Source organism: Pseudescherichia vulneris NBRC 102420, assembly GCF_000759795.1.
GTDB classification, from domain to species: Bacteria; Pseudomonadota; Gammaproteobacteria; order Enterobacterales; family Enterobacteriaceae; genus Pseudescherichia; species Pseudescherichia vulneris.
Window position 1 is genome coordinate 39,700 of the sequence record NZ_BBMZ01000013.1, and the last position, 13,191, is coordinate 52,890.

11 protein-coding genes and 6 tRNA genes are annotated in these 13,191 nt (G+C 56.8%); 1 reads left to right on the top strand and 16 read right to left on the bottom strand.

What is annotated here, in order from left to right; all coding sequences use genetic code 11:
- The 9 genes from EV102420_RS12005 to miaB all read right to left on the bottom strand — a co-directional run bounded on the left by EV102420_RS12005 (position 1) and on the right by miaB (position 9,164).
- Positions 1-726, bottom strand: a complete 726-nt coding sequence (locus EV102420_RS12005; RefSeq protein ID WP_042392048.1) for an amino acid ABC transporter ATP-binding protein — start codon at positions 724-726, stop codon at positions 1-3.
- Complete coding sequence (gene gltK, locus EV102420_RS12010; RefSeq protein ID WP_042392050.1) at positions 726-1,400, bottom strand: glutamate/aspartate ABC transporter permease GltK; 675 nt, start codon at positions 1,398-1,400, stop codon at positions 726-728. The genes EV102420_RS12005 and gltK overlap by 1 nt, the downstream gene beginning before the upstream one ends.
- A gap of 2 nt (positions 1,401-1,402) precedes the next feature.
- Positions 1,403-2,143: a glutamate/aspartate ABC transporter permease GltJ gene (gene gltJ, locus EV102420_RS12015; protein WP_042392053.1), complete on the bottom strand. Its 741-nt coding sequence runs from the start codon at positions 2,141-2,143 to the stop codon at positions 1,403-1,405.
- A gap of 175 nt (positions 2,144-2,318) precedes the next feature.
- On the bottom strand, positions 2,319-3,230 hold the full coding sequence (locus tag EV102420_RS12020; protein WP_042392054.1) for an amino acid ABC transporter substrate-binding protein: 912 nt from the start codon (positions 3,228-3,230) through the stop codon (positions 2,319-2,321).
- A gap of 371 nt (positions 3,231-3,601) precedes the next feature.
- A complete protein-coding gene (gene lnt, locus EV102420_RS12025) occupies positions 3,602-5,143 on the bottom strand; it encodes an apolipoprotein N-acyltransferase (RefSeq protein ID WP_042392056.1) in 1,542 nt (513 codons plus the stop codon).
- Positions 5,144-5,165: 22 nt separating this feature from the next.
- Positions 5,166-6,047 carry a CNNM family magnesium/cobalt transport protein CorC gene (corC, locus tag EV102420_RS12030; RefSeq protein ID WP_042392057.1) on the bottom strand — a complete coding sequence of 294 codons (882 nt, stop codon included), beginning with the start codon at positions 6,045-6,047 and terminating at the stop codon, positions 5,166-5,168.
- Positions 6,048-6,127: 80 nt separating this feature from the next.
- A complete protein-coding gene (gene ybeY / locus EV102420_RS12035) occupies positions 6,128-6,595 on the bottom strand; it encodes an rRNA maturation RNase YbeY (protein WP_042392058.1) in 468 nt (155 codons plus the stop codon).
- Positions 6,592-7,644 carry a PhoH family protein gene (locus tag EV102420_RS12040; protein WP_042392059.1) on the bottom strand — a complete coding sequence of 351 codons (1,053 nt, stop codon included), beginning with the start codon at positions 7,642-7,644 and terminating at the stop codon, positions 6,592-6,594. Before EV102420_RS12040 ends, ybeY begins: the two co-directional genes overlap by 4 nt.
- Positions 7,645-7,739: 95 nt before the next feature.
- Positions 7,740-9,164 carry a tRNA (N6-isopentenyl adenosine(37)-C2)-methylthiotransferase MiaB gene (gene miaB, locus EV102420_RS12045; protein WP_042392060.1) on the bottom strand — a complete coding sequence of 475 codons (1,425 nt, stop codon included), beginning with the start codon at positions 9,162-9,164 and terminating at the stop codon, positions 7,740-7,742.
- Positions 9,165-9,304: 140 nt separating this feature from the next.
- On the opposite strand from miaB, the gene ubiF reads away from it, so the two are divergent.
- Positions 9,305-10,480 carry a 3-demethoxyubiquinol 3-hydroxylase gene (gene ubiF, locus EV102420_RS12050; RefSeq protein ID WP_042392061.1) on the top strand — a complete coding sequence of 392 codons (1,176 nt, stop codon included), beginning with the start codon at positions 9,305-9,307 and terminating at the stop codon, positions 10,478-10,480.
- 86 nt (positions 10,481-10,566) lie between these two features.
- On the opposite strand, the gene EV102420_RS12055 is transcribed toward ubiF, so the two are convergent.
- The 7 genes from EV102420_RS12055 to asnB all read right to left on the bottom strand — a co-directional run bounded on the left by EV102420_RS12055 (position 10,567) and on the right by asnB (position 13,104).
- A tRNA-Gln gene (locus EV102420_RS12055) sits at positions 10,567-10,641 on the bottom strand.
- 37 nt (positions 10,642-10,678) lie between these two features.
- A tRNA-Gln gene (locus EV102420_RS12060) sits at positions 10,679-10,753 on the bottom strand.
- Positions 10,754-10,804: 51 nt separating this feature from the next.
- Positions 10,805-10,878, bottom strand: a tRNA-Met gene (locus EV102420_RS12065).
- A gap of 55 nt (positions 10,879-10,933) precedes the next feature.
- Positions 10,934-11,008 (bottom strand) — tRNA-Gln (locus tag EV102420_RS12070).
- Between the two features lie 22 nt (positions 11,009-11,030).
- Positions 11,031-11,115: transfer RNA gene (locus tag EV102420_RS12075), tRNA-Leu, on the bottom strand.
- A 9-nt stretch (positions 11,116-11,124) separates the two neighbouring features.
- Positions 11,125-11,201 (bottom strand) — tRNA-Met (locus EV102420_RS12080).
- A gap of 241 nt (positions 11,202-11,442) precedes the next feature.
- Positions 11,443-13,104 carry an asparagine synthase B gene (asnB, locus tag EV102420_RS12085; protein WP_042392063.1) on the bottom strand — a complete coding sequence of 554 codons (1,662 nt, stop codon included), beginning with the start codon at positions 13,102-13,104 and terminating at the stop codon, positions 11,443-11,445.
- Between the last annotated feature and the right edge of the window lie 87 nt (positions 13,105-13,191).

A 13,191-nucleotide genomic window follows, 5' to 3' on the forward strand; every position in this document is an offset into this window, starting at 1 on the left:
TTAGTGCAGGATTTTGGCGAGGAAATCTTTTGCCCGCTCGGATTTTGGATTAGCGAAGAAATCCTCCTTGGCGGAGTCCTCGACGATTTTCCCCTCGTCCATAAAGATCACCCGGGTCGCAACCTTACGCGCAAAGCCCATCTCGTGGGTAACCACCATCATGGTCATTCCCTCCTGCGCCAGCTCCACCATGACGTCCAGCACCTCGTTGATCATCTCGGGATCGAGCGCAGAGGTCGGTTCGTCAAACAGCATCGCCACCGGATCCATGCACAGAGCACGGGCAATGGCCACGCGCTGCTGCTGGCCGCCTGACAGCTGGGCCGGGAACTTATCGGCGTGGGCAGAGAGACCGACGCGCTCCAGCAGCTTGAGACCTTTCTCGCGTGCCGCCGCCTTGTTGCGCTTCAGGACCTTCACCTGGGCGAGGGTGAGGTTTTCGATAATCGACAGGTGCGGGAACAGCTCAAAGTGCTGGAACACCATCCCAACGTGGGAGCGTAGCTCGGCAAGATTGGTTTTCTTGTCGGTGACCTTGGTGCCGTTGACCAGGATCTCACCCTGCTGTACCGGCTCCAGGCCGTTGACGGTTTTAATCAGCGTTGACTTACCGGAGCCGGACGGCCCGCAAACCACTACCACTTCACCCTTTTTCACTTCCGTGGAGCAGTCGGTTAGCACCTGAAAGTGACCATACCATTTTGAAACGTTTTTCAGGGAAATCATTAAACTGTCCTTTTCTTCAGATAGCTGACCAACAGTGAAGCACTGAGACTAATTGCAAAATAGACCACGCCGGCAAAGAGGATCATCTCTACCTGAGTACCATCACGCTCACCGATGGTGGACGCGGTACGGAAGAAGTCCGCCAGGCTGAGCACGTACACCAGCGAGGTATCCTGGAACAGAACGATCCCCTGGGTGAGCAGCAGCGGCACCATGGCGCGGAAGGCCTGCGGCAGGATGATAAGCTTCATCGACTGCCAGTGGGTCATGCCAAGCGCCAGCGCGGCGCTGGACTGCCCGCGTGAGATACTTTGAATACCGGCGCGGATAATCTCCGAGTAGTAGGCCGCTTCAAACATCGAGAAGGCGACCATCGCCGAGATCAGACGGATATCGGTGGTTGGCGACAGCCCGAGCACGTTTTGCAGCAGCCCCGGTACAATCAGATAGAACCACAGCAGCACCATCACCAGCGGGATAGAGCGGAACACGTTGACGTAGGCGGTAGCAAACCAGGCGAGCGGCTTAAAGCTCGACAGGCGCAGCACCGCCAGAATGGTGCCCCAGACGATGCCGACCAGCACCGCGGTAATGGTAATTTTCAGGGTAATGACCAGCCCGTCCAGCAGGTAGGGCATCGCCGGGAGAATAGAACTCCAGTCAAATTCATACATGGTTATTTGCTCCCCATATTGCCCGGCAGGCGAACTTTACGTTCCACCAGATTCATTACCAGCATAATGAAGGCGTTAATGAGCACGTAGGCGAGGGTGATCGCGGTAAAGGATTCCCAGGCGTGGGCGGAGTAGTCCAGCAGCTTGCCCGCCTGCGCGGCCATATCCACCAGCCCGATGGTCGAGGCGATGGCGGAGTTTTTCACCAGGTTCATCATCTCGGAGGTCATCGGCGGCACAATCACGCGGTAGGCGTTAGGCAGCAGCACATAGCGGTAGGTCTGCGGCAGCGTAAGCCCCATCGCCAGCCCGGCGTTCTTTTGCCCGCGCGGCAGCGACTGAATCGCGGCCCGCACCTGCTCGCAGACGCGCGCGGCGGTGAACAGCCCCAGACAGATCATCGACGAGAGGAAGAACTGAATATTCGGGTCGAGCTCTGACTTGAACCACATGCCGAGATCTTCCGGCAGCAGCTCAGGCACAACAAGGTACCAGGTGAAGAACTGTACGATCAGCGGAACGTTACGGAATAGCTCAACGTAGAGCGTACCGAGCCCGGAGAGGAAACGGTTGGGCACGGTGCGGAGAATACCGAACAGCGAGCCGACAAGAAATGCGATGATCCAGGCGGTAATCGACAGCGCGACCGTGACCTGAAAACCGCTCCACAGCCAGCCTAAATAGGTGGTGTTGCCGAACGGGGCCTGTTGCAGAAAAATACCCCAGTTCCAGTCTATTGACATACATGTACCTCAGAAAAAAAAGGGTAGCAGCGCTACCCTCGAAGATTGGTGAGAAGCTTTACGCACCTTTTTATGCGTAAGCGTCGCGCCGGATGGGGGAACGACCCTCCAGCGTCTAGTCTGTCCGTGCTTCCCGTCAATCGAGAGGGCAGGAAAACCCGCCCTGTGTTTCTAGTTAGTTAAGTGCTTTGTCATTTGGCGTTTTGAACAGGGTCTGCATCTCGTTAGAGAGCTCGAAGTTCATGTTCAGGTTTTTCGGCGGAATCGGGTTCTTGAACCACTTATCAAACCACTTCGCCGCTTCGCCGGAGGTCTGCGCCTGGGCGATGGTGTCATCCATCAGCTTTTTGAACTGCGGATCATCTTTACGCAGCATGCAGCCGTAGGCTTCTTCAGACTGCGGCTTGCCGACGATCTCCCAGTTGTCTGGCTTCTTCGCCTTCGCGCGTTCGCCAGCCAGCAGGGCATCATCCATCATAAAGGCCACCGCGCGGCCACTCTCCAGGGTACGGAAGGAGTCGCCGTGATCTTTCGCGCTGATGATGCGCATATCCATTTTCTGCTCGTCGTTGAGCTTGTGCAGCAGCACTTCAGAGGTGGTACCGGAAGTCACTACTACCGCTTTGCCTTTCAGATCCGGGAAGTCCTTGATGGCACCGCCTTTTTTCGCCAGCAGGCGGGTGCCGACCACGAAAATGGTGTTAGAGAAGGCGGCCTGCTTCTGACGTTCAAGGTTGTTAGTGGTGGAGCCACACTCAAAATCAAAGGTGCCGTTCTGCAGCAGCGGAATACGGTTCTGGGAGGTGATCGGGATCAGCTTGACCTGCAAATCGGGTTTGTTCAGCTGTTTTTTAACCGCTTCAACGATCGCGTTGGAGTAGTCCTGTGAGTAGCCAACCACTTTCTGCTGGTTGTCATAGTAAGAGAACGGGACGGAAGACTCACGGTGGCCGACCACAATCACACCGTTCTTGGCAATTTTATCCAGCGTGCTGCCAGCAGCTGGCGCGGCGGCGTCTTCGGCATGTGCCAGACCGGCGCTCATTCCCACTAACAGCATTGCCGCGGTCAGTTTACGTAATTGCATATCCAACTCCTTCATCATCAGCGCCAGAGACGCATTGATACCCAGTGTGTGTGTTTGTGTTGTTATATCCTGCAGCACAAGCATGCAGTGTTATGCGTGTTTGTTAACATTTAGTGTGGCTTGGTGTAAACATTTTGCTGCTTTATTGTTTCGTTTTGCGAAGCGCACCGCACCATTTCGAGGCAGAAAACATCGATTGCACCTTTTTAGTGCTTCAGGTGTTCACTGCTGGTGCACCGTTACGGCGCATCGGCAACGATCCGCAGCTGCCTGATAATATTAAGCAATTGCTGTGCCAGGTCGAAATATGCAGAAGGGGTTATGAAGGGGTAGGCCCGGCAAGCGAAGTGCCGCCGGGCAATGCGAAAGGATTATTTAACGCGGCGTTGACGCAGGCTCATAATTACCGCGCCAAAGCCGAACAGCGCAGTGAGGATCCACACCGGCCAGTTGCCCATACGGGCATACGGCGTCAGGCCGGTGGTCGGCGTAACCTTAGCGGTCAGCACCTGACGAGTGAACTGCGGCAGCATGGCCTGAATTTCACCCTGCGGGCCAATCACGGCGGTGATGCCGTTGTTGGTGCTGCGCAGCAGCGGACGCGCCAGCTCCAGAGAGCGCATCCGCGCCATCTGGAAATGCTGCCACGGACCGATGGACTTACCGAACCAGGCATCGTTAGAGATGGTCAGCAGGAAGTCGGTATTCGGCCGGAAGTTGTCCCGCACCTGCTCGCCGAGGATGATCTCATAGCAGATGGCCGGGGTCAGCTCGAAGCCATGGGCTGAGAGCTGCGGCTGCACGTAGGGACCGCGGCTGAACGAGGACATCGGCAGATCGAAGAACGGGGCCAGCGGACGCAGAATAGACTCCAGCGGCACAAACTCGCCAAACGGCACCAGATGGTTTTTGTTGTAGCGATTCGTGGAGTTGTAGTTATACGCGCTCTCTTTGCCCAGCGTAATAATGGTGTTATAGGTGTCGTAGCGGTTCTGCTTGTTCAGGCGCGCGTCGACGATGCCGGTAATCAGCGTCGTGTCCTTCGCCCGCAGCAGATCGTCCATCGTGCTTAAGAAGCGCTGCTGGTTGATCTCCAGATCCGGAATGGCCGACTCCGGCCAGATAATCAGCTGCGACTTGCCCATCTCCCGCTCGGTAGCGTCGAGATAGATATTCAGCGTATTCTCCAGCTGACCCTCATCCCACTTTAGGGACTGCGGAATATTGCCCTGCACCAGAGAGACCTGGGTGGTGCGCTCCGTTACCGGGGTAAACCACTGGATATAGCGCAGCGGGAAGGGCAGAGCAAAGAGCACCACCGCCACCGCCAGGGTGCGCCAGCTGCGGTGAGCCGCCGCCAGCACCAGCAGGCCGCTCACGACCATCAGCAGGAAGTTGATCGACTCGACGCCCATCACCGGGGCCAGCCCCTTTAGCGGGCCGTCAATCTGGCTGTAGCCAAACTGCAGCCACGGGAAGCCGGTTAACACCCAGCCGCGCAGGAACTCAGTGAGCTGCCAGACCACCGGCGCAGCGATGGCTACGCGGATGGCGCTGGTACGCGGCCACAGGCGGGAGAGGATCCCGGCGAACAGACCGGTATAGAGCGACAGATAGGCCGCCAGCAGCACCACGAGAAAGACGTTGACCGGCCCCGGCATGCCGCCAAACTGGGCGATGCTGACGTAGACCCAGTTAATTCCGGTGCCAAAGAGACCAAACCCCCACGCATAGCCAATCGCTGCCGCCTGTAGCGGGCGACGATTTAGCGTCAGCCCTTGCAGGCCGATAAGGGAGATAAGCGCGGCGGGCCAGAAGTCATAAGGAGAAAAAGCCAGCGTTCCGCTGGCTCCTAATAACAGCGCCAGCAGCAAACGCATGCGCTGACGCTCAAACAGTGAGGCAAATACCATTTACATTACTCGTCCAGGTGGATTACTCGTCCAGTTTAGGCTGCGCTGCGTCTTCTGGCATTTTTACGTGAACCTGAATAATACGACGGCTGTCGGCCATGGCGACTTTAAACTGGTAACCATCGATGTCGATAGACTCGCCTCGCGCTGGCAGATGGCCAAAGGCCTGCATCACCAGCCCGCCGATGGTGTCCACCTCTTCATCGCTAAAGTGGGTACCAAAGGACTCATTGAAATCTTCAATAGAGGCCAGGGCGCGCACCGTCCAGGTGTGACGGCTCAGCTGACGGAAGTCGATATCTTCCTCTTCGTCGTACTCATCTTCAATTTCGCCGACGATCAGCTCAAGAATATCTTCGATGGTCACGAGGCCCGAGACGCCACCAAACTCATCAATAACGATAGCCATATGATAGCGCTGTGAGCGGAACTCTTTCAGCATCCGGTCAACCCGTTTGCTCTCCGGGACGACAACCGCCGGACGTAGCACTTTCTCCATGCTGAAGGCTTCGGCATCGCTGCGCATAAAGGGCAGCAGATCCTTGGCCATCAAAATCCCTTCGATGTGGTCCTTATCTTCGCTGATCACCGGGAAGCGGGAGTGGGCAGACTCGATAATGACATCGAGGCACTCATCCAGCGTCTGGTTACGTTTCAGGGTGATCATCTGCGAGCGGGGGATCATGATGTCGCGAACGCGCTGGTCGGCAATATCCATTACCCCTTCAAGCATGTCGCGCGTATCTTCGTCGATAAGCTCGTTCTGCCCGGAGTCACGGATCAGCGCCAGAAGTTCGTCACGGTTTTTCGGTTCGCCGTGAAAGAGCTGGCTCAGTAAGAGGGAGAAGAATCCCTTTTTGCTGCTGTTAAGTGGGTCGCTACTGTGTGAATTGTCGTCGCTCATGGCGTCGTATGGGTTCTCATGTTAATAAATGTGTTGTCCGGCGCGCAAACTCAGCGCCAGACGGCTCAGAAGTAGCCAAGCTACTCCTTCTCGGCAATGTACGGATCCTCATAGCCCAGAGCAAGCATTATCTCTGTTTCCAGGCTCTCCATCTCTTCGGCCTCGTCATCTTCAATATGATCGTAGCCCAGCAGGTGCAGACTGCCATGCACCACCATGTGCGCCCAGTGCGCCTCCAGCGGCTTTTCCTGCTCGCGGGCCTCCTGCTCTACCACCTGACGGCAGATGATCAGGTCGCCGAGCAGCGGCAGCTCGATGCCCGGCGGTGCCTCAAACGGGAACGAGAGCACGTTGGTGGGCTTGTCCTTGCCGCGGTAGGTCAGGTTCAGCTCGTGGCTCTCCGCCTCGTCCACGAGGCGGATCGTCACTTCGGACTCCTCCTGAAACTGCGGGATAACCGCGTTCAGCCAGCCCTGAAACTGTGCTTCGTCTGGCAGGCCGCTCGCGTCATCACACGCCAGCTGTAAATCGAGGATTACCGAACTCATTTTTGCTCATGCTCCTGGTGCTGGGCTTCACGCTTACGCTCGGCAGCCAGCTCGGCTTTACGTTTCTGCTCTGTCTCTTCCCACGCCTCATAGGCGGTCACGATGCGGGCAACCACCGGATGGCGCACCACGTCTTCGCTGTGGAAGAAGTTAAAGCTAATCTCATCCACCTCTGCCAGCACTTCAATAGCGTGGCGCAGGCCGGATTTGGTGCTGCGCGGCAGGTCAACCTGGGTGATATCCCCGGTGATCACCGCTTTCGAGTTAAAGCCAATACGCGTCAGGAACATCTTCATCTGTTCGATGGTGGTGTTCTGACTCTCATCGAGGATGATAAACGCATCGTTCAGCGTGCGGCCGCGCATGTAGGCCAGCGGCGCAACTTCAATCACGTTACGCTCCATCAGCTTCTCGACTTTCTCAAAGCCCAGCATCTCAAACAGCGCGTCGTACAGCGGACGCAGATACGGGTCAACCTTCTGGCTCAGATCCCCTGGCAGGAAGCCAAGCTTTTCACCGGCTTCTACCGCCGGACGGGTCAGCAGAATACGGCGAACGTCCTGACGCTCCAGGGCATCTACTGCGGCGGCAACGGCGAGATAGGTTTTCCCTGTCCCTGCCGGCCCCACGCCAAAGGTGATGTCATGGTCGAGGATATTGGCAATATACTGCGCCTGGTTTGGCGTACGCGGTTTGATCACGCCGCGCTTGGTTTTGATATTGACCGCTTTACCATACTCCGGCACGCTCTCGGCGCTCTGCTCAAGCACGCGGGCCTCTTTGATGGCGAGATGGATCTGCTCAGGTTCAATATCCTGAGTTTGGCCGCGCATCGGGGCGGTATCAACGTAGAGGCTGCGCAGGATATCTGCTGCGGCGTTCACGCTAATGGTGCGTCCGGTGAGCTTAAAGTGGTTATCGCGGCGGTTAATTTCGATGCCCAGTCGACGTTCAAGCTGTTTGATATTGTCGTCAAACGGGCCGCATAAACTCAGCAGACGGGCATTGTCAGCTGGTTCGAGATTGATTTCACGGGTTTCAGTATTCAATCGATTCCTCTTTTACCTGACGGGCCGGATGGAGTAAGGATATGGGGGCGATGGGCGGAAAAAACAAGGCCCGCCGGAGGGGCAGGCCGAGGGGATTAGGGCTGGTAGAGACCGACGCCCAGTTCGTTCTCTTTACGGGTGCGGGCAATGACCGATTCCGGCGTTTCGGTTACGCGCAGGCCCATCTCCGCTTCGGTGCGCACAACGTTACCGCGCAATGAATTAGTATAGACATCGGTGATCTCAACGTCCACGAACTTGCCGATCATGTCCGGCGTACCCTCAAAGTTAACCACGCGGTTGTTCTCAGTACGGCCCGACAGCTCCATAATGCTCTTGCGGGAGGTGCCCTCCACCAGGATACGCTGGGTGGTGCCGATCATTTTGCGGCTCCAGGCCATCGCCTGCTGGTTGATACGCTCCTGCAGAATGTAGAGACGCTGCTTCTTATCCGCTTCCGGCACATCATCGACCATATCGGCGGCTGGCGTACCCGGACGGGCAGAGAAGATAAAGCTGAAGCTCACGTCAAAGTTCACCTCGGCAATCAGCTTCATGGTCTGCTCGAAGTCCTGGGTGGTCTCTCCCGGGAAGCCGACGATAAAGTCGGAGCTGATCTGGATATCCGGACGCGCCGCGCGCAGCTTACGGATAATCGCCTTATACTCCAGCGCGGTATGGGTCCGGCCCATTAGGTTAAGGACGCGATCCGCGCCGCTCTGTACCGGCAGGTGCAGGAAGCTCACCAGCTCCGGCGTATCGCGGTAGACCTCAATGATATCGTCGGTGAACTCAATCGGGTGGCTGGTGGTAAAGCGGATGCGGTCGATACCGTCGATAGCGGCCACCAGACGCAGCAGCTCGGCGAAGGTGCCGGTGGTGCCGTCGTAGTTCTCGCCGCGCCAGGCGTTCACGTTCTGGCCCAGCAGGTTAACTTCACGCACACCCTGCGCCGCCAGCTGGGCGATCTCAAACAGGATGTCGTCGCAGGGGCGGCTCACCTCTTCACCGCGGGTGTAGGGCACCACGCAGTAGGTGCAGTATTTATTGCAGCCTTCCATAATAGAGACGAAGGCGGTCGGACCGTCGGCACGCGGCTCCGGCAGGCGGTCAAATTTTTCGATTTCCGGGAAGCTGATATCGACGATCGGGCTGCGGTTGCCGCGCACGGAGTTGATCATCTCCGGCAGGCGGTGCAGGGTCTGTGGCCCAAACACGATGTCGACACAGCGAGCGCGCTGGCGAATAAGGTCGCCCTCCTGAGAGGCCACGCAACCGCCGACGCCAATAATCAGATCCGGATTCTTCTCTTTCAGGAGCTTCCAGCGCCCGAGCAGATGGAACACTTTCTCCTGAGCCTTCTCGCGGATAGAGCAGGTGTTAAGCAGCAGTAAATCCGCCTCTTCCGCCACGTCCGTCAACTGATAGCCGTGAGTAGCATCCAGCAGATCGGCCATCTTCGATGAATCGTACTCGTTCATCTGACAGCCCCAGGTTTTAATATGGAGTTTTTTGGTCATCGACTTGCTCTATTAAACGCGAGGATTTCAGGCCGCGTATTGTAATGCTTTGGTCGGGCGCTGACCATAGTTCATCTCCCGACCCCATAAAATCGAAAATCCTGTAAACTTAAGGGAATTACAAACAAGGACAATTGACCATGGTAAATCAACCAACTGAAGTTGCCGTAGTTGGCGGCGGGATGGTCGGCGGCGCACTGGCCCTTGGCCTGGCGCAGCAGGGTTTTGCGGTCACGGTGATTGAGCAGGCCGCACCGCCCGCGTTTGACGCCAGTATAGCGCCGGACGTGCGCATTTCTGCGATAAGCACCGCATCTGTGGCACTGCTGCGCGGGCTGGGCGTCTGGGATAGCGTACTGGCGATGCGCTGCCATCCCTGGCGTCGGCTGGAGACCTGGGAGTGGGAGAACGCCCACGTGGTCTTTGACGCCAGCGATCTTAAGCTGCCGCACCTCGGCTATATGGTTGAGAACAGTGTGTTACAGCGCGCGCTGTGGGAGGCGCTGGAGGTCCATCCGCAGGTCACGCTGCGGGCTCCTGCGATGCTCAAGGCGATGCACACCCATGGTCATCAGCATGAGCTGGTGTTTGACAATGACGAGACGCTGCTGGCAAGGCTGGTGATTGGCGCAGACGGCGCAAACTCGCAGGTGCGGCAGTGGGCGGGGATTGGCGTTCACGCCTGGCAGTATCAGCAGTCCTGTATGCTGATCACCGTGGAGTGTGAAAACGCGCCCGGCGACAGCACCTGGCAGCAGTTTACCCCGCACGGGCCGCACGCCTTCCTGCCGCTGTTCGACCGCTGGGCGTCGCTGGTGTGGTACGACACGCCAGCGCGCATTCGCCAGCTTCGCACCTTGACCATGCCACAGCTGCAACGGGAGATTGAAACCTTCTTCCCGGCCCGGCTGGGCAAGGTGACGCCGGTCGCGGCGGGTGCCTTCCCGCTGACTCGCCGCCATGCCCTACAGTATGTGAAGCCGGGACTGGCGCTGGTAGGCGATGCCGCCCACACGATCCATCCCCTGGCGGGGCAGGGGGTAAACCTTGGCTATCGCGACGTGGATGCGCTGCTGGAGGTATTGATTAATGCCCGTAGCCAGGGCGAGGAGTGGGCCAGCCAGCGCGTGCTTAAGCGCTACCAGACGCGACGGATGATGGACAACTACATTATGCAGAGCGGTATGGATCTCTTCTACGCTGGATTCAGCAACAATCTTGGTCCGCTGCGGGTGCTGCGCAACATGGGGCTGATGGCCGCCCAGCGTGCTGGGGTGCTAAAAACCCAGGCGCTGAAGTATGCGCTAGGGCTGTAACGCCGGTGCCGGGGCTGCCCGGCACGCTAAGTTGATAGAAGTACAAAAACAAAAAAGCCCGCCGAAGCGAGCTTTTTTGTTTTATGTGGCTGGGGTACGAGGATTCGAACCTCGGAATGCTGGAATCAGAATCCAGTGCCTTACCGCTTGGCGATACCCCAACAGGGTGCGTTCGCGTGAGCAAACGTCTTTTTAAATTGGCTGGGGTACGAGGATTCGAACCTCGGAATGCTGGAATCAGAATCCAGTGCCTTACCGCTTGGCGATACCCCAACAATTTTTTACGTCATAAGCATCTTATGCAAGATACTCATCAGAATATAGTGGCTACTACGGGAATCGAACCTGTGACCCCATCATTATGAGTGATGTGCTCTAACCAGCTGAGCTAAGTAGCCAAATTGTACTGCTAGTTACTCAAGACAAACGTGATAACACGAGAGTCGAAAAAAATGGCTGGGGTACCTGGATTCGAACCAGGGAATGCCGGTATCAAAAACCGGTGCCTTACCGCTTGGCGATACCCCATCCGTGCAACGCTTACTGGGAATGGTGCGGGAGGCGAGACTTGAACTCGCACACCTTGCGGCGCCAGAACCTAAATCTGGTGCGTCTACCAATTTCGCCACTCCCGCAAAAAAAGATGGTGGCTACGACGGGATTTGAACCTGTGACCCCATCATTATGAGTGATGTGCTCTAACCAGCTGAGCTACGTAGCCATCTTTTTTTCGCGATACCTTATCGGCGTTGCGGGGCGCATTATGCGTATTGGGCCTTTCAGCGTCAACACCTTTTTCATCGAAAATTGCCGGAATGTGACTGTTTGGTTAGGTTGCGAACAGCCTGACGTATTATTCGGCAATTATTGGTTATATCTTGATTTTAATTGAGAGATAACAAGAGCAAAACCAACAGAAACGGGCCCCGCAGGACCCGTTATCATCATACAGATTTTATCTGTTAATAGGCGGACTGGTGAACGCCTACCGCACGGCCTGATGGATCGTTCATGGTTTTGAACGCTTCATCCCACTCAATGGCTTTTGCGGAGGAGCAGGCGACGGACGGACCGCCCGGCACGCACTCGGCTGCGCTGGCAACCGGGAACAGCTCCTCAAACACTTCACGGTACAGGTACGCCTCTTTAGAGGTCGGCGTGTTGTACGGGAAGCGGTAGCTGGCAGTCTCCAACTGCTGGTCGCTTACCTGCTGCGCCGCCACCTCTTTCAGGGTGTCGATCCAGCTGTAGCCTACGCCATCAGAGAACTGCTCTTTCTGACGCCATGCTACGCTTGCCGGCAGGTAGGACTCGAAGCACTCACGCAGCACGTGTTTTTCCATTTTGCCGTTGCCGCACATCTTGTCCTGCGGGTTGATACGCATCGCCACGTCGAGGAAGTTTTTATCCAGGAAGGGCACACGTGCCTCCACACCCCAGGCTGACATCGCTTTGTTGGCACGGGCGCAGTCAAACATATGCAGCGCCTGCAGCTTACGTACGGTCTCTTCATGCAGCTCTTTGGCATCCGGCGCTTTGTGGAAGTAGAGGTAGCCGCCAAACACTTCGTCAGAGCCTTCGCCCGAAAGCACCATCTTGATGCCCATCGCTTTGATCTTACGTGACATCAGGTACATCGGCGTTGAGGCGCGGATGGTGGTCACGTCATAGGTCTCAATGTGGTAGATCACATCGCGGATAGCATCCAGACCTTCCTGCACGGTGAAGTGGATCTCGTGGTGCACGGTACCCAGATGCTCAGCAACGGCCTGGGCGGCTTTCAGATCCGGTGCCCCTTCCAGGCCCACGGCAAAGGAGTGCAGCTGTGGCCACCAGGCCTCTGATTGCTCCTGATCTTCCACACGGCGTGCAGCAAACTTTTTAGTGATAGCGGAAATGATGGAGGAATCCAGGCCGCCGGAGAGCAGCACGCCGTACGGCACGTCTGACATCAGGTGGCTCTTCACTGCATCTTCCAGCGCCTGACGCAGCTTGGCTTTGTCAGTCACGTTATCTTTTACCGCGTCGTACTCAAACCAGTCGCGCTGATAGTAGCTGCGGATCTCGCCGTCCTGGCTCCACAGGTAGCTACCCGCCGGGAACTCTTTGATGGTACGGCAGACCGGTACCAGGGCTTTCATTTCAGATGCCACGTACATGTTGCCGTGCTCGTCGTAGCCCATGTACAGCGGGATGATACCGATATGGTCGCGACCAATCAGGTAGGCATCTTTTTCGCTATCGTAGAGTACGAAGGCAAACATACCCTGCAGCTCGTCGAGGAACGCCGGGCCTTTCTCCTGATACAGCGCCAGGATCACTTCGCAGTCGGAGCCGGTCTGGAAATCGTAGCGATCGCCGTACTCGGCGCGCAGCGCCTGATGGTTATAGATTTCACCGTTAACGGCCAGGGCATGGGTTTTTTGGGCGTTGTAGAGCGGCTGTGCGCCAGCGTTGACGTCAACAATAGAGAGACGTTCGTGGGACAGAATCGCTTTATCGCTTGCGTATACGCCGGACCAGTCAGGACCGCGATGGCGCATCAGGCGGGAGAGCTCCAGCGCTTTCTTACGCAGTTCACCTGCATCCGTTTTAATATCCAGTACGCCAAAAATTGAACACATAACCTTCTCCATTAACCCTGTTAGTTTGCCGACGTTGCGTCATCGCGTTGTCTTATTGCTTGATTAAGAAAATGCCGCAAAGCAGGG

Coding starts and splice junctions, on each gene's coding strand:
- EV102420_RS12005 (WP_042392048.1), bottom strand. CDS start 726: ATGATTTCCCTGAAAAACGTTTCAAAATGGTATGGTCACTTTCAGGTG.
- miaB (WP_042392060.1), bottom strand. CDS start 9,164: ATGACCAAAAAACTCCATATTAAAACCTGGGGCTGTCAGATGAACGAG.
- corC (WP_042392057.1), bottom strand. CDS start 6,047: ATGAGCGACGACAATTCACACAGTAGCGACCCACTTAACAGCAGCAAA.
- ybeY (WP_042392058.1), bottom strand. CDS start 6,595: ATGAGTTCGGTAATCCTCGATTTACAGCTGGCGTGTGATGACGCGAGC.
- ubiF (WP_042392061.1), top strand. CDS start 9,305: ATGGTAAATCAACCAACTGAAGTTGCCGTAGTTGGCGGCGGGATGGTC.
- lnt (WP_042392056.1), bottom strand. CDS start 5,143: ATGGTATTTGCCTCACTGTTTGAGCGTCAGCGCATGCGTTTGCTGCTG.
- EV102420_RS12020 (WP_042392054.1), bottom strand. CDS start 3,230: ATGCAATTACGTAAACTGACCGCGGCAATGCTGTTAGTGGGAATGAGC.
- gltJ (WP_042392053.1), bottom strand. CDS start 2,143: ATGTCAATAGACTGGAACTGGGGTATTTTTCTGCAACAGGCCCCGTTC.
- gltK (WP_042392050.1), bottom strand. CDS start 1,400: ATGTATGAATTTGACTGGAGTTCTATTCTCCCGGCGATGCCCTACCTG.
- asnB (WP_042392063.1), bottom strand. CDS start 13,104: ATGTGTTCAATTTTTGGCGTACTGGATATTAAAACGGATGCAGGTGAA.